Genomic DNA, 20591 nt, shown 5'->3' with positions numbered 1-20591 from the left:
GGAATGTGAATTTCGGTTTAACTTTGGAACACCCAAAATGCAGCTAAAAACATTGCGAAAATGGTGTGAAATTTAGGGCTAATCTACGTCAGCCCCAAAAATTATGCAAAAGGTTTTAAAACCATTCAAGAGTTGGGATTTTCACTTTCTCGTGGACAAAATTTGCAAATATCAAATATAGGGAATAGCATTTACAGTAAAAAAAAGCATAAAAACTTTTACACCTTAATACTTCCAAAGTTTATTTCTAAATATGGGACTGTGGATAGCATAGAATATCTAGGTAATTCAAAATGTTTGAAAACCCTTAAAAAAGGAGATTTAATTTTCGGGGCAGAGGGGTTTGAAAAAGGACGCTCAATAGTAGTTATTGAAGAGCAGGAGAAAGTGATTACCAACATTCACGGCATTACAATACAGCAAGAAGAACATAATGCTAACAAGGCGATATATGTAAAATGTATTTTGGATTACTTCAGAAACAAAGGACTCATTGACCTTTATGCAGTTGGTGGTAATGGTGGAAGTTTGGCACAAAAATATTGGGATATAATTCCTTTCCCTAATTTCTCAACTGAAAAACAACAAGAAATCGCCAAGTTATACCACAATCCAATAATTTACGATTTGAAAAAATCCAAATTGGATAATTTTCTTGCGTTAGATGATGAATTTAACAGTCAAGCAGGTATCTATGAATTAGATAAAACTGCAAAACAGTTTCAAGCTATCTTAAATCAAGCGATTGAGAGTATCATTGAAAACAAACCTGTTTATATGAAATTTAACCTATGAAGGTGATTTGTGAAAAAATTAAACACCGACTTTTTGGGTTAATGGACATTTGGGGTAGTTTTCAGAGAATTTAGCTCATGATAGATAAAAGGGGTTGGTTGTTTCACCCCCTTTTATCTATTCAAACACCAAATCAACGGATTATTAAAACACAGCCTTGAAAATAGACAAAAAAATTTATTAGAGAGACTTTATCAAGGTTGGAAATTAACCGAATAAAACAATTGGGACTAAAGTAGCTTAGCACTTATGCTAAGCTACAAAAACGAAGATAACTAATTGTAAATTAAAGAAATCTATGCAGAGAAAACTGCTTGAATTTTTTATATTCGGATCAACTGCTCGATCAGCAACGGATTTACTCAATGTTCAAGCCAACATCGCTATTCTGTTTATTGAAAAATCCGTCTGTTATTAGTTATCATTTAGTCCTACAGGCAGATGAAATTTTGATGCTTAGGTAATTACTTACAAGCATAACTCCATCAGAAACCAATATTTTAAGCTAATGTTTGCCTGAAATTATCATTCAAATGATCTAAAAGTGCGGTCAAAATCCAGGAAGTTTTTCAGCTATTTGTAACTTCAAAACGTACTGCATTCTTTGACCGCATAGCGAAATGCTACAAAAGCATTCATCATTTAAACAATGGCAACGTGAGCAAATATCCGCCTCTCCGTTGCCATTATATTTACACCCATCAAAAACTAATCTAAACCCGCTCTTTTTCTGCTAATTTCCTGAATCGCGCTCCAATCTAAATCGCTCAAGCCCAAAGCCAATGCCGAGTCCATTTTGTTCGCAATCACGGTGGCAATGTCTAATGGGCAATGCACATCGCTGGCAGATTGCAGCATTAAGCTCACGTCTTTTTTACCGCCCACCATCGCAAACCCCGCGCCGCTTTGGGTATCACGCGAAAAGAGTTTTTGCACATACACGTTCAATGCTGGGGCGGGCAAGGCTTTGTCAAAAAAGAACGCCAAATTCTCACGCGGTACGCCCAATTTTTCCCCTAAAGTAAAACATTCCGCCATCACTTCAATGGTCGCCACCGCAAAGAAGTTCAAACAAAGCTTTTGGCTGTTTGCGACTGACGCAGGCACATCGGCTAAAACTTTAACATTCTCGCTAAAATATTCGCAAATAGGCGTAATTTCCGCCATCGCACTGGCATCGCCTGCCAAAAACTGCATCAATTTCCCCGCTTGGGCAACATTAGGACGACCAATCACCGGCCCTGAAACATAACGGCTGCAGTGTTCTTGGTGCAAGGCTTGCAGGCGGTCGGCACATTTGGGGGAAATCGTGGTTAAACACAAATGAATGGCGTCTTTACGCAACGCATTCATCAGTGGACTATCGGAATAGAACAAGGCTTCCACCGATTTGTCATCTAACAAACTGGTGATAACCACATCTGCCCCTTGCACCGCCTCAATCGGCGTGGCGGCAACACGCGCACCTTTCATCGCAAATGCTTCGGTTTTCGCCACGCTGCGGTTCCAAACAGTTAAAGTGTGTTCTGACCGACCAACCAAATGCGACGCCATTGCCGCGCCCATTTTGCCTAATCCTAAAAATGCAATGTTCATTTATAACCTCATATCAATGATTTGTTGAAAACTGTATTATAGGCAGGAATAATACTTGCCCATACTCGCATTTTTTATTGGAATTTAATGATGACAGAAAGTAAACAACCCATTGAAAATTATAGAAAAAAGCCAAAACAATCCCGTTCCATTTACACCACCAAACTCATTTTTGAAGCCACTGCTCAGATTTTGCAAGAAGAGCGGGAATTTCGCTTTAACACCAATGCCATTGCCGAATTAGCAGGCTTAAGCGTGGGAACGCTGTATCAATATTTCCTGAATAAAGAAGCGATTTTATTGGCGATGGCAAAGCAAGAATTAAGCAAAATGACAACGCGTATCAGCGAGGCATTATTATCAAAAGAGATGCAAAACAAAGCCGAATTGGGCGAAATGGTGGTAAACATTTTGCTGGAAGGTTTTGATGGCAGACAAAAAATGAGAAAGCTGCTAATCGAAGCCTTAATTAAACACAATCTATTCACGCAATTGCACGAACCGATTGAAAACATATTGCAAGGCATTTTTACCCAATCTTCCCTTGTCCGCACGTTATCCCCAACCAAGCAATACATTATGGCACACAGTTTAGTTGGCACCGTCCGCGCCGCCGTGCTGGATCAGTCGGGATATTTATCCGAGCCTGAATTTAAAGCAGAATTGGTTAAGTTGTTTTGCTATTTTGTGGCCGATGACTAATGATTTTGGGGACGGTTTGGGATAATTGAGCGATTTTTCTGATGATAGGATTTACTTGTAGTTTAAGTGGCGTGAAGCAGTATTAATTCCATCTTGTATAATGCTGAACCTGAGCATAGCTCTATTTGGGATGATTTATTACTTAAACATTTTTTACTTCCTGTTATAAATAATCTAGGGTCTGTATTAGACTAACATAACAGCTAATCTAATACAGTTCCTAGATTAAAATAAAGTCCGCGTTTTGGGGCGTATATCTATCTTTTTGTATAGCTAGTATTAAGTATAAAGAGATATTAGATAGGCAAATATTAGCTTTCCAACATAAATTCTTGGCGTAGCTGTTGGAGTTGATCGCGTATCGCTGCGGCTTTTTCAAATTCAAGATCTTGTGCAAACTTGTACATTTGTTGTTCCAATTTCTTGATTTCTTTTTGCAATTCTTTAGGATTGCGTGGCGTTTTATATTCCGCTTGTGGTTCAGCCACTTTGCTACGTTTAGATTTGCTGCGATTGTTGTTTGCCCCTTGGCCAATATCTAATAATTCGCCCACTTTTTTGTTTAAGGCTTGTGGCACAACACCGTGCTCTTCATTGTATTTTTGCTGTTTTTCGCGGCGGCGGTTGGTTTCGCCAATGGCTTTTTCCATAGAGTTAGTGATTCTATCTGCGTACAAAATGGCTTTACCTTTTAAGTTACGCGCCGCCCGTCCAATTGTTTGGATCAGCGAACGTTCGGAACGCAAGAAACCTTCTTTGTCCGCATCTAAAATCGCCACGAGTGAAACTTCAGGAATGTCCAACCCCTCACGCAATAAGTTGATCCCAACTAAAACATCAAACTCGCCCAAACGCAGATCTCGAATAATTTCAACCCGTTCTACGGTGTCAATATCTGAGTGGAGATAGCGCACCCGCACACCGTGTTCTTCCAAATAATCAGTGAGATCTTCTGCCATACGCTTGGTGAGTGTTGTGACTAAAACTCGCTCGTTTTTGTCCGCTCTTTGACGCGCTTCAGAAAGTAAATCATCCACTTGAATGGCGACAGGGCGGATTTCAATTTCAGGATCCAATAAACCAGTTGGGCGCACAACCTGATCAATAATTTCTGCCCCTGATTTTTCTAATTCATAAGGGCCGGGTGTGGCTGAAACGTAAATAGTTTGCGGTGCAAGGCGTTCAAATTCTTCAAAACGAAGTGGGCGATTATCCAATGCAGAAGGCAAACGAAATCCATATTCCACCAATGTTTCTTTGCGTGAACGGTCACCACGATACATACCGCCAATTTGTGGCACCGTGACGTGGCTTTCATCAATAATTAATAAACCATCGGAAGGAATATAATCAAATAAGGTTGGGGGCGGTTCGCCCTCATTTCTGCCTGATAAATAGCGTGAATAATTTTCAATGCCCGAGCAATAACCGAGCTCGTTCATCATTTCAATATCAAATTGTGTGCGCTGAGTAATGCGCTGTTCTTCCAATAATTTATTTTCTTTAATAAAGTATTCTCGGCGCTCAACTAATTCCGCTTTGATCTTTTCAATGGCGTCTAAAATGCGTTCACGGGGGGTAACATAGTGAGTTTTTGGATACACCGTGAAACGCGGCACCGTGCCAAAACGTGTGCCAGTGAGCGGATCGAATAAGGTTAAACGCTCAATTTCATCGTCAAATAATTCAATCCGAATCGCTTGATCATCGGATTCAGCAGGGAAAATATCGATCACTTCGCCACGCACTCGGAATGTGCCACGCTGGAAAGCTTGATCGTTGCGGGTATATTGTAATTCCGCCAGTTTAGAAAGAATTTCCCGTTGATTAATAATCGCACCAGTTTGGAGATGCAACATCATTTTGAGATAAGAATCGGGATCGCCTAAACCATAGATCGCGGAAACGGAGGCGACCACAATGGTATCGCGGCGTTCCAAAAACGATTTGGTTGCAGACAGACGCATTTGCTCGATTTGATCATTAATTGACGCATCTTTTTCAATAAAGGTATCGCTGCTTGGCACATAGGCTTCTGGCTGATAATAATCATAGTAAGAAACAAAATACTCTACGGCATTTTCGGGGAAAAAGGCTTTCATTTCTGCATAAAGCTGGGCAGCCAAGGTTTTATTTGGCGCGAGCAACATTGCTGGGCGGTTTAATTTTGCGATCACATTCGCAATGGTAAAGGTTTTGCCTGAGCCCGTTACCCCAAGCAAGGTTTGGTGGGCGAGCCCATCGTTTAGATTTTCAACTAGCTTTTCGATAGCTTGCGGTTGATCGCCAGAGGGTTGGAATTCTGAATGCAGAATAAAAGGTTTGGTATTAATTTTGTGTGACATGCAATATCTACTGATCATTCATTAAGTGCGGTCAATTTTAACATAATTTAGTGCAATTTTCAGTGCGGAAAATGCTAGGTTTTACACAAGCTTAGCAATGTCAAGCCGAATAGATCACAAAAACAGTAAAAAATTTTAAAATTTTATTTGAAAAAATATAACCTTTTGAAAAGTAAAGAAATGTTATTTTACAACCAATCTTATAGCAAAATAGGGTAGTGATAGTATTTATAAGGCTTGCGCTTATTTTATTGGGTTTAATTCACAGAGTTATCCACAGTTTTTGTGGATAGAAAAGTGCGGTCAGAAAAAGTAAAATTTTTTGCAAAATTGGGTTGACAAGAATCGCTGAGAACTTTATTATTCGCCACCTATCTCGCAGTATGACTGCGGTAACTGAATCAATTCCTCCTTAGTTCAGTCGGTAGAACGGTGGACTGTTAATCCATATGTCGCAGGTTCGAGTCCCGCAGGAGGAGCCATTTCCTTTTGGTGAACTTTTATTTGTCTCCTTTGATAGAAGTTTATTAAAGCCAAAAGTTTAGCCCGATAATTTGTCGGGCTTTATTTTTGCCTTAAATTTGTTATACTCACTCGAATTTCATTACTAGGTCTTATATTTATGTTATTAGCTACTCTCGCCATAATTGTTGGTTTATTACTTCTCATTTGGGCGGCAGATCGTTTTGTGGACGGCGCTGCAGCAACCGCGCGTTACTTCGGAATGCCACAATTATTAATTGGTATCGTGATCATCGGTTTTGGCACTTCCGCCCCCGAAATGATTGTTTCTGCCTTGTCTGCCTTAAATGGCAACCCAGGGATTGCCTTAGGCAATGCCTATGGCTCAAATATCACTAACATTGCGTTAATTCTAGGTTTTACCGCCTTAATTTTGCCATTGGCAGTGAATTCACAAGTGTTGAAGCAAGAATTACCGATGTTAATTTTTGTCACCGCACTTTCTGCGTTTTTGATTATGGACGGTGCGGTAACACGCACCGATGCGTGGATTTTATTAGCCACATTCGCCCTTTATATGGGCTGGAGCATTTGGCATGGCTTAAAAAATCGAGATGACACCCTTGGCGATGAAGTGTTGGAAGAATTAAACACGCGCGAGAATATGCCTTTAGGCAAATCCATTATCTGGCTGTTAATTGGCTTGGCAGTGTTAATGGGCAGCTCTCAATTATTAGTATGGGGCGCCGTTGAAATCGCTCATCATTTTGGGGTGAGTGATTTAGTGATTGGCTTAACCATTGTCGCTATCGGAACGTCCTTGCCCGAATTAGCCTCTTCCATTATGGCAGCACGCAAAGGCGAAGTGGATCTCGCCGTTGGCAATATTATTGGCTCTAACTTATTTAATACCTTAGCCGTTGTTGGGATCTCAGGCTCAATTTCGCCGATGCAAGTTGGGCATGAAATGTTCTCGCGTGATATGTTAGTGATGTCAGTCTTAACCGTGCTATTGCTGATTTTCGGCTTTGGCAAACCTGGGCGAATTAACCGTGTTGAAGGATTGATCTTATTATTGGCTTATATTGGCTATAACTATTATTTATTCCAAACCGCTCTTTAATTTGCAAAAAAAGTGCGGTCAAAAATATTAAAGTTTTTGACCGCACTTAAAATGCCAAGAATTGTTTATTTACCTAAGTTATCAAAGAATTTTTTCACGCCATCAAAGAATGATGAAGATTTAGGGCGTTGTTTTTCCTGATCTTCAAAACTATCTTCTAATTTACGCAGTAATTCTTTTTGTTCCTCAGTTAATTTCACAGGGGTTTCGACGATAATTCTACAAATTAAATCCCCCGAATAGCCAGAACGCATTGCGGTAATTCCTTTGCCGCGCATACGGAACATTTTTCCTGTTTGTGTGCCTTCAGGGATTTTTAATTTCACTCGACCATCTAAGGTTGGTACATCAATTTCCCCACCTAATGCCGCCATAGTGAAACTGATTGGCACTTCGCAATATAAATTGCTACCGTCACGCTCGAAAATATGGTGATCTTTAACATGAATCACAACATATAAATCCCCCGCAGGCGCGCCATTTTCCCCCGCAGCGCCTTTGCCGGCTAAACGTAATTGGTTGCCTGTATCGACACCTGCTGGAATTTTAACGGAAAGGCTTTCGTTTTTATGTACGCGTCCATCGCCATGACATTTTTTGCACGGTTTCTCGATTTTTTTACCTGTGCCATGACAGGTTGGACACACTTGCTCGGTAACAAAGAAACCTTGTTGGCGGCGTACACGCCCATGTCCGTGACAAGTTGGGCAGGTTTCAACTTTTGATCCTTTCTCTGCACCAGAACCATCACAGTGATCACAATGCACAAGCGTTGCAATTTGAATGTCTTTGGTGACACCGCGTACCGCTTCTTCAAGCGTGATTTCAATGTCGTAGCGCAAATCTTCTCCGCGCACTACACGTTGACGTGAAGAACCGCCGCCGAACATTTCGCTGAAAATATCTTCAAAACCGCCGAAGCCCCCAAAGCCACCGCCAAAACCGCCAGCGCCACCACCGAATCCACCTTGTTCAAAGGCAGCGTGACCGTATTGATCATAAGCCGCTTTTTTCTCTTTATCGCTTAAGATTTCATAGGCTTCGTTGATTTCTTTAAATTTCTCTTCGCTTTCTTTATCACCTTTAGTGCGATCTGGGTGATATTTCATCGCTAGGCGTTTATAAGCACGCTTGATTTCTTTATCATCAGCGCCTTTTTGAATGCCTAGAACTTCATAATAATCTCGTTTTGCCATTAGATTATGCTCTTTAATAATGTGTTAGCTTTCGTTTTAACCACGCAATGACAAGCTGTGCGTGGCGACACTTAGTGCGCCGTTATGTTCTAACTAAATACACCAAAAGGGCGTAATATTACGCCCTTAGTTTTAAGCTTTGAAGCAAGATTATTTATTATCTTTTACTTCTTCAAACTCTGCATCAACGACATCATCTCCGCCTTTGTTACCTTGCGGTTGGGCGTTCGCATCTGCTTGAGCCTGCGCTTGACCTGCTTGGATCAATTTTTCAGAAACTTGAATTAACGCTTGAACTTTTGCATCAATAGCTTCTTTGTCTTCGCCTTTTGCTGCCTCTTCAAGTTCGCTTAGCGCTTTTTCAATTGGCGCTTTGTCGTCTGCCGATAATTTATCGCCCACTTCGCTTAATTGTTTGCGAGTAGAGTGTACTAAATGATCCGCTTGGTTACGCGCTTGCACTAATTCTTCAAATTTACGGTCTGCTTCAGCGTTCGCTTCGGCATCACGCACCATCTGTTGAATTTCATCATCACTTAAGCCAGAAGACGCTTTGATAGTGATTTGTTGCTCTTTGCCAGTGCCTTTATCTTTCGCAGAAACGTGAATGATACCATCAGCATCGATATCGAAAGTTACTTCAATTTGTGGCATACCACGTGGTGCAGGGTTGATACCTTCAAGGTTAAATTGACCTAAAGATTTATTTGCAGACGCTTGTTTGCGTTCACCTTGCAATACGTGAATGGTTACCGCACTTTGGTTATCTTCCGCTGTTGAGAATACTTGCGATTTTTTAGTTGGAATCGTTGTGTTTTTCTCAATTAAGGTTGTCATCACGCCACCCATTGTTTCGATACCGAGTGATAATGGGGTAACGTCTAACAATAATACATCGGTTACATTACCAGATAATACACCACCTTGTACCGCTGCACCCACCGCGACTGCTTCATCTGGGTTGACATCTTTGCGTGGTTCTTTGCCAAAGAATTCTGCCACTTTTTGTTGAACTAATGGCATACGAGTTTGACCACCCACTAAAATGACATCATCAATTTGGCTTACGCTTAAACCTGCATCATTTAATGCCACTTTTACAGGTTCCATTGAACGAGTCACCAAGTCTTCAACTAATGCTTCTAATTTCGCACGAGTTAATTTGATGTTTAAGTGTTTTGGTCCTGTTGCATCAGCGGTGATGTAAGGAAGATTTACATCTGTTTGTTGTGCGGAAGAAAGTTCAATTTTCGCTTTTTCGCCCGCTTCTTTTAAACGTTGCATTGCAAGTGGATCGTTGCGTAAATCTACACCTTGTTCTTTTTGGAATTCATCCACAAGATAGTTGATTACGCGGTTATCGAAGTCCTCACCACCTAAGTGTGTATCACCGTTAGTTGCTAATACTTCAAATGTTTTCTCGCCACCCACTTCATCAATTTCGATAATGGATAAGTCAAATGTACCACCACCTAAGTCGTAAACGGCGATAGTTTGGTTGCCAGTGCCTTTGTCTAAACCATAAGCTAATGCTGCTGCTGTTGGCTCATTGATGATACGTTTTACTTCAAGACCTGCGATACGACCCGCATCTTTTGTAGCTTGACGTTGTGCATCATTAAAGTAAGCTGGCACAGTAATAACCGCTTCAGTTACCGCTTCACCTAAGAAATCTTCTGCGGTTTTTTTCATTTTTTTCAAGACTTCTGCAGAGATTTGTGGTGGCGCTAATTTATCGCCTTTCACATCAACCCAAGCATCACCATTGTCCGCTTTCACAATACTAAATGGCATAATGTTGACATCACGTTGAACTTCGCTGTCTTCAAAACGGCGACCAATTAAACGTTTGATCGCAAATAATGTATTTTTTGGATTGGTTACCGCTTGACGTTTTGCAGGTTGACCGACTAATGTTTCATTATCATTTGTATAGGCGATGATCGATGGCGTTGTGCGATCGCCTTCAGCATTTTCAATTACACGAGGTTTGTCGCCGTCCATTACCGCAACACAAGAGTTGGTTGTACCTAAGTCAATACCAATAATTTTGCCCATTTTGTTTCTCCTAGTTTGAATCTGTTCACTTTTAGCGAAGTAGTTTGCCTCGCCTTACGTGTTAGTAAAATGTGGATTACATTTGCTATTTCAAGAGCAGTTTTAAAAAATTTTTGAACTTTTCAAAAAAAGCAGGTGTAATTTCATCGTGAAATGAAAATGGGGGAGTGAAAAGAGATTTCAAGGGGAAAAATGAAAAAAGTGCGGTCAAAAAATAAAAAATTTTCAAGCGTATTTTAAACGTTGATGTAATGGACTTTTGCGTTCATTAATGAAATCGCTAAATTGTCCTTGTTTTATGGGATCTTTCGCTAAAAGCATTGGCAAATAAATGCAGAAAGACCAAAAGTGCGGTCAAAATTTAAAAAGTTTTTTGTGAAATATATAGAATAGAAAGGGGCGTTAAATTCGCCCCTTATCTGATATAGCATTTTTGAGATTACATTTTCTCTACGGTTTTAATCCCCAGCAAATCCAAGCCCTGTTTTAAGGTTTTTGCGGTTAAGGCAGCTAATTTTAAACGGCTATTTTTCACGGCATCTTCTGCATTTAAAATTGGGCAAGCCTCGTAGAAACTAGAGAATGTTCCTGCTAATTCATATAAGTATTGACATAAAATATGCGGCATACCGTCTTTCGCTACGCCATTTAATGCTTCTTCAAATTGCAATAATTTAATCGCTAAAGCGCGTTCTTTGTCATCAGAGAGTACAATGTCGCCAGTTAAATTATTCACATCAACATTGGCGCGGGCAAAGATTGACGCAATACGCGTGTAAGCATATTGCATATAAGGCGCGGTATTGCCCTCAAAGGTCAACATATTATCCCAGTCGAAAACATAATCGGTGGTGCGATTTTTTGATAAATCCGAATATTTCACTGAACCGATAGCAACCGCTTCAACCACCGCTGCTTTTTCAGTTTCGGTCAAATCAGGATTGCGTTCTGAAATCAGTTTATCTGCGCGTTCAACGGCTTCATCCAGTAAATCTTTTAATTTTACCGTGCCGCCCGAACGAGTTTTGAATGGTTTTCCATCTTTGCCAAGCATCATACCGAAAAATGGATGTTCCAAGCTGAATGAATCTGGTACATAGCCTGCTTTGCGCGTGATCAGCCAAGCTTGCTGCATATGTTGGCTTTGGCGGCTGTCTGAGAAAACCAAAACGCGATCTGCGTGCAAATTGTGATAACGATATTTCGCCGCGGCAATATCTGTGGTGGTATAAAGGAAACCGCCATCTTTTTTCTGCACAATCACGCCCATCGCATCGCCGTCTTTATTTTTGAATTCATCTAAATAAACCACTAACGCGCCGTCATCTTCAACCGCTAAACCTTGCTGTTTTAAATCCGCAACAATTTCAGGCAGCATCGGGTTGTAAAGGCTTTCGCCCATGACATCTTTTTCGGTCAATGTAACGTTCAGGCGATCATAGTTTTCTTGATTGTGGTGCATGGTGATGTCCACCAGTTTTTTCCACATAGTACGGCAATATTCATCGCCACTTTGCAATTTCACCACATAATTACGAGCTTTTTCTGCAAAGGCTTCATCAGAATCATAATGTTCTTTGGCAGCACGATAGAAAGCTTCTAAATCGCTCAATTCCATGGCTGTGGCATTTTCATTTTCCATTTTTTCCAAATAGGCGATGAGCATACCAAATTGTGTTCCCCAATCGCCTACATGGTTGGCACGGATTACACGATTGCCTAAAAATTCTAAGGTACGCACAACGGCATCGCCAATAATCGTAGAGCGCAAATGCCCCACGTGCATTTCCTTGGCAACGTTTGGCGAGGAGTAGTCAATAACAATGGTCTGTGGCTTTTCAGTTTTAATGCCAAAATTGACCGCACTTAGCACGCTGTTTGCGTTGTGTGCCAACCAAGTTTTATCTAAGAAAATGTTAATAAACCCCGGCCCTGCAATTTCTAATTTTTCTACAATGCCTTTTAAATCAAGGTGATCTAACACTTTTTGCGCAAACTCACGCGGGTTTAAACCTAATTTTTTAGCCGCCCCCATAATCCCATTAGCTTGATAATCGCCAAATTGCGGTTTGCCTGATTGACGAACTGCAGCTTCCACGCCTTGTTCCGCCCCCGCTGAAACCATTGCTTGCTGAATTTTATCTGATAAAAGTTGTTGAATATTCACGTTTTGCCTATCTATAAAATGAAATAAAAAAATCTGCCGTATGATACCGAACTATACCTGATTGGAAAAGGATTTTTGTCTTTGAGGGAGAGAAATGAAGTATTAGGGAAGTTAATAGCGTTTTTGAAATTTAATAATGAATAGAAAACGATGCCCCTTGAAACCTAAGCAACAAGGGGCAGAGCGTTGCGAGAAATTTATCTCTTATTGTAACAACGTTTTTCATTTCGCAGTGCTATTACAACATGAAAATAATATCTAGGCAATCAGCCAAAGTCAATATATTTTCTATAGAGATTATGGTAAAAATAACAACAATAAAACTAAGGATAAACCCGAATAAGGAGAAATTATGAATATGGTGAAACCATTAAACTATATTTTAGGTCTTGATTTAGGTATTGCGTCTGTTGGCTGGGCAGTGGTGGAGATTGATGAACAAGAAAATCCACTAGGTTTAATTGATGTTGGTGTACGCACTTTTGATCGTGCAGAAGTGCCCAAAACTGGAGAGAGCTTGGCGTTAGCTCGCCGTTTGGCACGATCGGCTCGCCGTTTAGTGCAACGCCGTGCCGCTAGGATCAAAAAAGCGAAACGTTTATTAAAAGCAGAAAATCTTTTGCTTTCAACCGATGAACAACTGCCTAATGATGTTTGGCAATTACGAGTTAATGGTTTAGACCAAAAACTAGAACGTCAAGAATGGGCAGCTGTGCTGTTGCATTTATTGAAGCATCGCGGATATTTATCGCAACGTAAAAACGAAAGTAAAAGCGATAATAAAGAATTAGGCGCATTACTTTTAGGCGTTGCAGCTAACCATAACATTTTGATGTCTTCTGAATATCGCACACCAGCGGAAATTGCCGTGAAAAAATTCCAAATAGAAGATGGGCATATTCGTAATCAGCGTGGTGCTTATACGCATACATTTAACCGTTTAGATTTATTAGCAGAAATGAAATTATTGTTTCAACGTCAAATGGAGTTAGGAAATCCATACACTTCTGCGACTTTATTGGAAAATTTGACTGATTTATTGATGTGGCAAAAGCCAGCTCTTGCAGGGGATGCCATTTTGAAAATGCTGGGGAAATGTACCTTTGAACCAACGGAAGATAAAGCGGCGAAAAATAGCTATTCGGCAGAACGCTTTGTGTGGCTGACGAAACTCAATAATTTGCGCATCTTGGAAAATGGCGTCGAACGGGCATTAACTGATCAGGAACGTTTTACTTTGCTTGAACAGCCTTATGAAAAAGCAAAATTAACTTATGCTCAAGTGAGAACAATATTGGCTTTATCTGATGATGCTATCTTTAAAGGCGTACGTTATCAAGGTGAAGATAAAAAGGCGGTTGAAACGAAAACCACTTTGATGGAGATGAAAGCTTATCATCAAATTCGTAAAGCATTGGAAGGCGCGGATTTAAAGGCTGAATGGAATACGATAAAAAATAATCCTACGTTATTAGATGATATTGGCACAGCATTTTCTTTATATAAAACTGACAAAGATATTAGCTGTTATTTAGAGGGAAAATTAGCGAAAAATGTCTTAAATATCTTGTTAGAAAATCTTAATTTCGACAAATTTATTCAGCTTTCACTCAAAGCGTTACAACAAATCTTGCCGTTGATGTTACAAGGGCAACGTTATGATGAAGCCGTTTCTACTATTTATGGTGCTCATTATGGTAAAAAATCGATAGAAATTGACCGTTTATTACCAAATATTCCTGCAGGTGAAATTAGAAACCCAGTTGTGTTACGTACATTAACCCAAACTCGTAAGGTAATTAATGAAGTGGTACGTTTATACGGCTCGCCCGCACGTATTCATATTGAAACAGGGCGTGAAGTGGGCAGATCTTATCAGGATCGCCAAAAACTAGATAAACAACAAAAAGACAATCATGAACAGCGTAAAAGTGCGGTGAAAAAATTCAAAGAATATTTTCCAGACTTTGTGGGAGAGCCGAAAGGCAAAGACATTCTTAAATTGCGCTTGTATGAATTACAACAATCGAAATGTTTATATTCAGGTAAACCCTTAGACCCCCATCGTTTGCTGGAAAAAGGTTATGTAGAAGTGGATCACGCGCTGCCGTTTTCTCGCACTTGGGATGATAGTTTTAATAATAAAGTGTTGGTGTTAGCTAATGAAAACCAAAATAAAGGCAATTTAACCCCTTATGAATGGTTGGATGGCAAAAATAATAGTGAGCGTTGGCGGCATTTTGTTGCCCGAGTGCAAACCAGTGCTTTCTCATATAGCAAAAAACAGCGGATTTTGAGCCATAAATTGGATGAAAAAGGATTTATTGAGCGTAATTTAAATGATACTCGTTATGTCGCCCGTTTCTTATGTAATTTTATTGCTGATCATATGTTGCTCACGGGGAAAGGAAAACGCAAAGTATTTGCCTCAAATGGGCAGATTACGGCTTTATTGCGTGGACGTTGGGGCTTGCCCAAAAAGCGTGAAGATAATGATCGCCATCATGCACTGGATGCCGTTGTTGTCGCTTGCTCAACGGTTGCGATGCAACAAAAAATTACGAGATTTGTGAAATATAAAGAAGGGAATGTATTTACTGGAGAGCGTATTGATCGTGAAACTGGTGAGATTATTCCGCTGCATTTCCCTAGTCCGTGGGCATTCTTTAAAGAAAATGTGGAAATTCGTATTTTTAGTGAAAATCCTAAATTAGAACTCAAAAATCGCCTACCTGATTATCCCCAATATAATCATGAATTTGTACAGCCATTATTTGTTTCGCGTATGCCAACTCGAAAAATGACAGGGCAAGGACATATGGAAACCGTGAAATCGGCAAAACGATTAAATGAAGGGATAAGTGTATTAAAAGTACCTTTAACCCAACTTAAATTGAGTGATTTAGAGCGAATGGTTAATCGTAATCGTGAAATGGCTTTATATGAATCATTAAAAACTCGTTTAGAGCAGTTTGGCAATGATCCCGCCAAAGCTTTTGCTGAACCATTCTATAAAAAAGGTGGAACATTGGTAAAAGCCATTCGAGTGGAACAAACACAGAAATCGGGTGTGTTAGTGAGAGGGGGGAACGGTGTTGCGGATAATGCCTCAATGGTGCGTGTTGATGTCTTTACCAAAGGTGGAAAATATTTCCTCGTTCCGATTTATACCTGGCAAGTGGCAAAAGGGATTTTGCCTAATAAAGCAGTTATTCAAGGTAAAGATGAAGAAGAATGGGAAATAATGGATGAAAAGGCACAATTCCAATTTTCTATGTATCAAAACGATTTAATCAAACTTAAAACTAAGAAAGCAGAAATTTTAGGTTACTTTAATGCATTAAATCGATCAACAGGAAATATTGATATTAAAGAACATGACTTAGATAAATCAAAAGGTAAAAATGGTATTTATCAAGGTGTTGGTGTAAAACTTGCCATTTCTCTTGAAAAATATCAAGTCGATGTACTCGGCAAAAATATTCGTCCTTGTCGCCCAACTAAACGACAAAATGTACGTTGATTCGATCCCTACACTCCTTGAGTGTGGGGATTTTTTTATTTAGGAGTACCCTATGACGTGGCGCAGTATTTTAATCAGCAAAGGCGGTAAGCTCTCGCTACAACAAAATCAAATGCTGATTCAACAAGAGGGAAATGAATTTACCGTACCTTTAGAAGATATCGCAATTGTAGTGGTGGAAAGTAGAGAAACTGTCATTACTATTCCTTTATTATCGGCTTTTGGCTTATATGGCATTACTTTGCTAACTTGTGATGAACAGTTTTTGCCTTGTGGACAGTGGTTACCGTTTAATCAATATCATCGACAATTGAAAACCTTAAGATTGCAACTAGAAGCCAGCTTGCCACAAAAGAAGCAACTTTGGCAGAAAATTGTACAGCAGAAAATTCGTAATCAAGCAACAGTGTTGAAAATCTGCCAATTTAAAGTCGAATCTGATCGCTTGTTTAAAATGGCTGAACAAGTGAAATCAGGTGATAAAGAGAATTTAGAAGCACAAAGTGCGGTCATTTATTTTCAAATTTTGTTTGGTAAAGGATTTAAACGCACGGCAGATGAACATGCGGTTAATGGTGCATTGAATTATGGTTATACCGTCGTGCGCTCAGCAGTAGCACGTGCATTGGTATTATACGGTTGGTTACCACAAATGGGTTTATTTCATCGAAACGAGCTGAATGCCTTTAATCTTGCTGATGATTTTATTGAGCCGTTTCGCCCTTTGGTCGATTTATTGGTAGTGCAACTTGCGAATGAAGATAAGTTAGCTCTCAATTTATCACCAACTTTAAAACAACGCTTAATAAAAGTTTTGAATTATCAGCTTTTGTTTAAACAAGAAAAAGTGAATACCTTAACTGCCATTGATCGAACAGTCAGTTCATTCCAGTCTGCATTAACCCAGCGCAATGCAGATTTATTAAAACTCCCTGAAATTCTACCGCTAGCGGAGCACCAATATGAGTGAGAATGTCTTTATGCGTATAATAGTACTATTTGATTTACCTGTGACAACCAAAGCCAAGATGCGAGCTGCAAACCAATTCCGACAGTTTTTACTAAAAGATGGCTACCAAATGTTGCAACTTTCTATTTATACCCGAATTATTCGAGGGCGTGATGCAATGGAAAAACATCATAAAAGATTAGTTGAACATTTGCCTGAAGAAGGCTCAATTCGTTGTATTTCCATTACAGAAAAACAGTTTGCTAATATGGAAATTCTTGTAGGTGAGAAAAAACTGCAAGAAAAAAAGGTGAATTCAAATCAACTTTTACTGTTTTGAAACAATTTTCAAGCAATAAAAAAGCCTTAAACCCTTGCGGATTAAGGCTTTTTAGCGCTCCTAATTATAGCACTGCGAAATGAAAAAGGGAGCTACAACAGCCTTTGGCGAGTCTGTCGCTGTATTTCAATTATAGCACTGCGAAATGAAAAAGGGAGCTACAACTACCTAAATAGAGAAGATCTCTTTCAAGCAATTATAGCACTGCGAAATGAAAAAGGGAGCTACAACAGTATGATATTACAAGTAATGTATTAGGTAATTATAGCACTGCGAAATGAAAAAGGGAGCTACAACTATTTCATGAAATAAAGTTAACTTTATAAGATTATAGCACTGCGAAATGAAAAAGGGAGCTACAACACAGAATTCTTGTAAATATGCCTCCACCTAATTATAGCACTGCGAAATGAAAAAGGGAGCTACAACTGATAAGACTGATTTTAGATTATCTACTCCATTATAGCACTGCGAAATGAAAAAGGGAGCTACAACATAGAATCTTTTCTTATTTTTCGATTAGAAATTATAGCACTGCGAAATGAAAAAGGGAGCTACAACCTGTACTTGCAGTAGGCTCACTTATGAAAAATTATAGCACTGCGAAATGAAAAAGGGAGCTACAACACATAAACTTCACGATATTTTGTCGGGAATATTATAGCACTGCGAAATGAAAAAGGGAGCTACAACAGAGGAGATGAGCGATGAAAGTTAAGCCAGATTATAGCACTGCGAAATGAAAAAGGGAGCTACAACCACCTTTTCGCATTGCTTTAGCAGCGAGTTATTATAGCACTGCGAAATGAAAAAGGGAGCTACAACAAAGTAAGATTTAATAAAGGTCGCAGGTCAATTATAGCACTGCGAAATGAAAAAGGGAGCTACAACAGCTCAATCATCAAAGCCTAATCCTTATGCATTATAGCACTGCGAAATGAAAAAGGGAGCTACAACCTATAACAACGTGGCAAATACTATTGTAAAATTATAGCACAGCGAAATGAAAAAGGGAGCTACAACAGTATAAGAATAAGTCCGATAACCGCACCTATTATAGCACTGCGAAATGAAAAAGGGAGCTATAACCTTAACACTACCAGCATTTTTAACGAATTGGTGTTGGCAGATACAATTCATCTGTAAGCACCGAATATCATCGCGATTTGCTTTGAAAAGTATCTTTATTATCCAATTATGGTGTTAGATAATTTATTACCAATACCATAAATATATTTGCCAAAGTAAAAAGCAAATCTTGTGCATATTTAAATAAGCCTGAAGTTGTGAAAAACTGATACTACTTCACAATCGGTTTGGTATTTCAGCCAATCTGTTTAATTCCTTTATTTATGCTATCACTTCAATTACAATGCACAGTTTTTTCACTCACGGAACATATATGAAAGTTTTACAAGTCATTTCTCACCCCGATTTTGCCAATCCGCAACGGGCCGCCAATCAGTTGGCACAAGCTGGTTTACAACAATTATCTTCACTCGCAAATGCAGAAGTTACCACAGTGAATCTCTATGATCCTGCACTTCGCCTCCCACGCATTTCCGCAGAAACCTTGACAATACGAGATTCGAATCAAATGTCGGCAGCGCAAAACCAAGATCTCGAAGCACAACAAGCGTTCTTAAAAACCTGGAAAGAAGCGGATCTGATTTTTATCTATTCACCGATTCACAATTTCAACGTGCCTTCAAAATTAAAAGATTATTTTGATAACGTATTAATCGTCGGCGAAACTTTTGCCTTTACTGAGCAAGGTTATGTCGGCTTAATGTCGGATAAAACCAAGGTTACTGCCGTATTAACCAGCGGTAGCGATTTTAGTACCGATTTCCGCTATCAAGCCATTGATGTCGCACCGCTCTTTTTGCGTGTCGCATTGCATACCATCGGCATTCATAATATGAAATTGATCCGAGCCGAAGGTTTGGACATTATCGGCAACGATAAACAGGCTTTAATCAATAAAGCAAAAGCAGAATTAGCGGCACATATCGCTGATTTAGTTTCATCATTTAATCATTAGTTATTTAAGGAAAGTAAATGAGTAAAACCGTATTTTTAGCTGGTGCAAGTGGCGTTTTGGGCATTCCATTGAGCAAATTATTGGTAAATGCAGGCTACACCGTTTATGGCACAACACGCAGCCAAGAAAAAGCGAAAAAATTAGAAGCGTTGGGCGTAAAACCCGTTATCGTTGACGCTTTTGATCCTGAAGGATTAGAAAAAGCAATGGTTGAAATCAAACCTGAAATCGTGCTGCATCAATTAACCGATTTGCCAGATGGTTTGAAAGCCGAAGAAATGGAAGCCGCTTTGGTTCGCAACGCACGCATGCGTGATGAAGGCACACGAAATTTGGTGCGAGCGGCAGAAAAAGCGGGCGTTAAAAAAATGGTTGCTCAAAGCATCGGCTTTGTTTACGCCCCTAGCGATAAAGCACATACTGAAGAATCGCCATTATTGGATTTCAATGAACCAGCTTACGGCGAAACAGCCAAAGCGGTTCATAGCCTTGAGCAACAAGTGTTAAACGGCAGGTTTATCGGCATCGTGTTACGCAACGGCTGGTTTTATGGCAATGATTCAGGCATTGCAGAACCCGTTGATTTTGCACCAACATTGCACGTAGACGCCGCCGCACAAGCCGTATTGCTTGCAATGGATTGCGAAACCGATGAAGTGTTCAACGTGGCAGATGAAGATCTACGTTTAGATACCAGCAAATTCCGCCAAGCCTTCCCAACTTGGAAAGCGGATTTTAGATTATAAAATTTCAAGCGGTCTGTTTTCGGCAAATTTTGTAAAACTCGCTGGAGACAGACCGCTTGTCATATTTAATCCTATTTTAGTCTAAATGAAATTTAGCTATTCTTTAAAGCGTTTGTTGAATTAATCAAAATTCTCTTTCTTTAATATTTGAAAATTCAGATCAATCGCAATTCAAAACTCACGAAATTTTGACCGCACTTTATTGGCTTTCCAAAGGATTTATGTCAAACTTACCCATATCAAGAATGCGTAGCTTAGTAGGATAGAGCAGCCCCCTCCTAAGGGGCAGGTCGGCGGTTCGACTCCGCCCGCGTTCGCCATTGCTTCAAAAAACCTTCCTATATCTAAATGCAGAAAATGCTTGTTATGAATTAAAATGCTATCTTGATTCAGGATTTATAACAAGGGGCTGACGTAGATTAGGTACTATGCTAATCTACAAAAATGAAGATAACTCATTGTAAACTAAAGAAATCTATACAGAGAAAATTACTTGAATTTTTTGTGCTAGAAGTCACGGCTCGCTCAGCTGCAGATTTACTTGG

13 protein-coding genes, 2 tRNA genes, 2 pseudogenes and 1 CRISPR repeat array are annotated in these 20591 nt (G+C 39.6%); of the genes and pseudogenes, 12 read left to right on the top strand and 5 right to left on the bottom strand.

Features of this window, described 5'->3' with window-relative positions; translation table 11 throughout:
• A pseudogene (locus tag C8D76_RS09605) lies at window positions 1-76 on the top strand (IS1595 family transposase); the annotation flags it as partial.
• Window positions 77-132: 56 nt separating this feature from the next.
• A complete protein-coding gene (locus C8D76_RS09600) occupies window positions 133-795 on the top strand; it encodes a hypothetical protein (RefSeq protein WP_133241340.1) in 663 nt (220 codons plus the stop codon).
• Between the two features lie 708 nt (window positions 796-1503).
• Here C8D76_RS09600 and C8D76_RS09595 read toward each other — a convergent pair.
• On the bottom strand, window positions 1504-2391 hold the full coding sequence (locus C8D76_RS09595) for an NAD(P)-dependent oxidoreductase (RefSeq protein WP_116632553.1): 888 nt from the start codon (window positions 2389-2391) through the stop codon (window positions 1504-1506).
• Between the two features lie 87 nt (window positions 2392-2478).
• Between C8D76_RS09595 and C8D76_RS09590 the strand changes: the two genes are divergently transcribed.
• The gene (locus tag C8D76_RS09590; protein ID WP_116632552.1) at window positions 2479-3093 is read left to right on the top strand and encodes a TetR/AcrR family transcriptional regulator; all 615 of its coding nucleotides are present in this window, start codon (window positions 2479-2481) and stop codon (window positions 3091-3093) included.
• Window positions 3094-3404: 311 nt separating this feature from the next.
• On the opposite strand, the gene uvrB is transcribed toward C8D76_RS09590, so the two are convergent.
• Entirely contained in the window at window positions 3405-5438 is a 2034-nt protein-coding gene (gene uvrB, locus C8D76_RS09585) for an excinuclease ABC subunit UvrB (protein WP_116632551.1), read from the bottom strand.
• A gap of 406 nt (window positions 5439-5844) precedes the next feature.
• On the opposite strand from uvrB, the gene C8D76_RS09580 reads away from it, so the two are divergent.
• Window positions 5845-5920, top strand: a tRNA-Asn gene (locus C8D76_RS09580).
• A gap of 140 nt (window positions 5921-6060) precedes the next feature.
• The gene (locus tag C8D76_RS09575) at window positions 6061-7023 is read left to right on the top strand and encodes a calcium/sodium antiporter (protein WP_116632550.1); all 963 of its coding nucleotides are present in this window, start codon (window positions 6061-6063) and stop codon (window positions 7021-7023) included.
• A 65-nt stretch (window positions 7024-7088) separates the two neighbouring features.
• On the opposite strand, the gene dnaJ is transcribed toward C8D76_RS09575, so the two are convergent.
• The 3 genes from dnaJ to argS all read right to left on the bottom strand — a co-directional run bounded on the left by dnaJ (window position 7089) and on the right by argS (window position 12444).
• On the bottom strand, window positions 7089-8219 hold the full coding sequence (gene dnaJ / locus C8D76_RS09570) for a molecular chaperone DnaJ (protein ID WP_116632549.1): 1131 nt from the start codon (window positions 8217-8219) through the stop codon (window positions 7089-7091).
• A gap of 150 nt (window positions 8220-8369) precedes the next feature.
• A complete protein-coding gene (gene dnaK / locus C8D76_RS09565) occupies window positions 8370-10277 on the bottom strand; it encodes a molecular chaperone DnaK (RefSeq protein ID WP_116632548.1) in 1908 nt (635 codons plus the stop codon).
• Between the two features lie 439 nt (window positions 10278-10716).
• A complete protein-coding gene (gene argS, locus C8D76_RS09560; RefSeq protein WP_116632547.1) occupies window positions 10717-12444 on the bottom strand; it encodes an arginine--tRNA ligase in 1728 nt (575 codons plus the stop codon).
• Window positions 12445-12802: 358 nt separating this feature from the next.
• On the opposite strand from argS, the gene cas9 reads away from it, so the two are divergent.
• The 7 genes and pseudogenes from cas9 to C8D76_RS09525 all read left to right on the top strand — a co-directional run.
• Window positions 12803-15967 (top strand): type II CRISPR RNA-guided endonuclease Cas9, encoded by a 3165-nt coding sequence (cas9, locus tag C8D76_RS09555; RefSeq protein WP_116632555.1) that lies wholly within the window; start codon window positions 12803-12805, stop codon window positions 15965-15967.
• Between the two features lie 52 nt (window positions 15968-16019).
• Complete coding sequence (cas1, locus tag C8D76_RS09550; RefSeq protein WP_116632546.1) at window positions 16020-16937, top strand: type II CRISPR-associated endonuclease Cas1; 918 nt, start codon at window positions 16020-16022, stop codon at window positions 16935-16937.
• Window positions 16930-17256, top strand: a complete 327-nt coding sequence (cas2, locus tag C8D76_RS09545) for a CRISPR-associated endonuclease Cas2 (RefSeq protein WP_116632545.1) — start codon at window positions 16930-16932, stop codon at window positions 17254-17256. The genes cas1 and cas2 overlap by 8 nt, the downstream gene beginning before the upstream one ends.
• Before the next feature lie 63 nt (window positions 17257-17319).
• Window positions 17320-18345: a CRISPR direct-repeat array (repeat unit 36 nt; unit sequence ATTATAGCACTGCGAAATGAAAAAGGGAGCTACAAC).
• 313 nt (window positions 18346-18658) lie between these two features.
• A complete protein-coding gene (locus C8D76_RS09540; RefSeq protein WP_165814366.1) occupies window positions 18659-19300 on the top strand; it encodes an FMN-dependent NADH-azoreductase in 642 nt (213 codons plus the stop codon).
• A 17-nt stretch (window positions 19301-19317) separates the two neighbouring features.
• Window positions 19318-20046: an NAD-dependent epimerase/dehydratase family protein gene (locus C8D76_RS09535; protein WP_116632543.1), complete on the top strand. Its 729-nt coding sequence runs from the start codon at window positions 19318-19320 to the stop codon at window positions 20044-20046.
• Between the two features lie 243 nt (window positions 20047-20289).
• Window positions 20290-20366 (top strand) — tRNA-Arg (locus tag C8D76_RS09530).
• A 124-nt stretch (window positions 20367-20490) separates the two neighbouring features.
• Window positions 20491-20591: pseudogene (locus tag C8D76_RS09525) on the top strand (IS1595 family transposase); the annotation flags it as partial.

The sequence above is a fragment of the Alitibacter langaaensis DSM 22999 genome, from assembly GCF_003096995.1.
GTDB classification, from domain to species: domain Bacteria; phylum Pseudomonadota; class Gammaproteobacteria; order Enterobacterales; family Pasteurellaceae; genus Exercitatus; species Exercitatus langaaensis.
The sequence above is the reverse complement of the archived record's forward strand: the minus strand, read 5'-3'. Positions and strand labels throughout refer to the sequence as shown.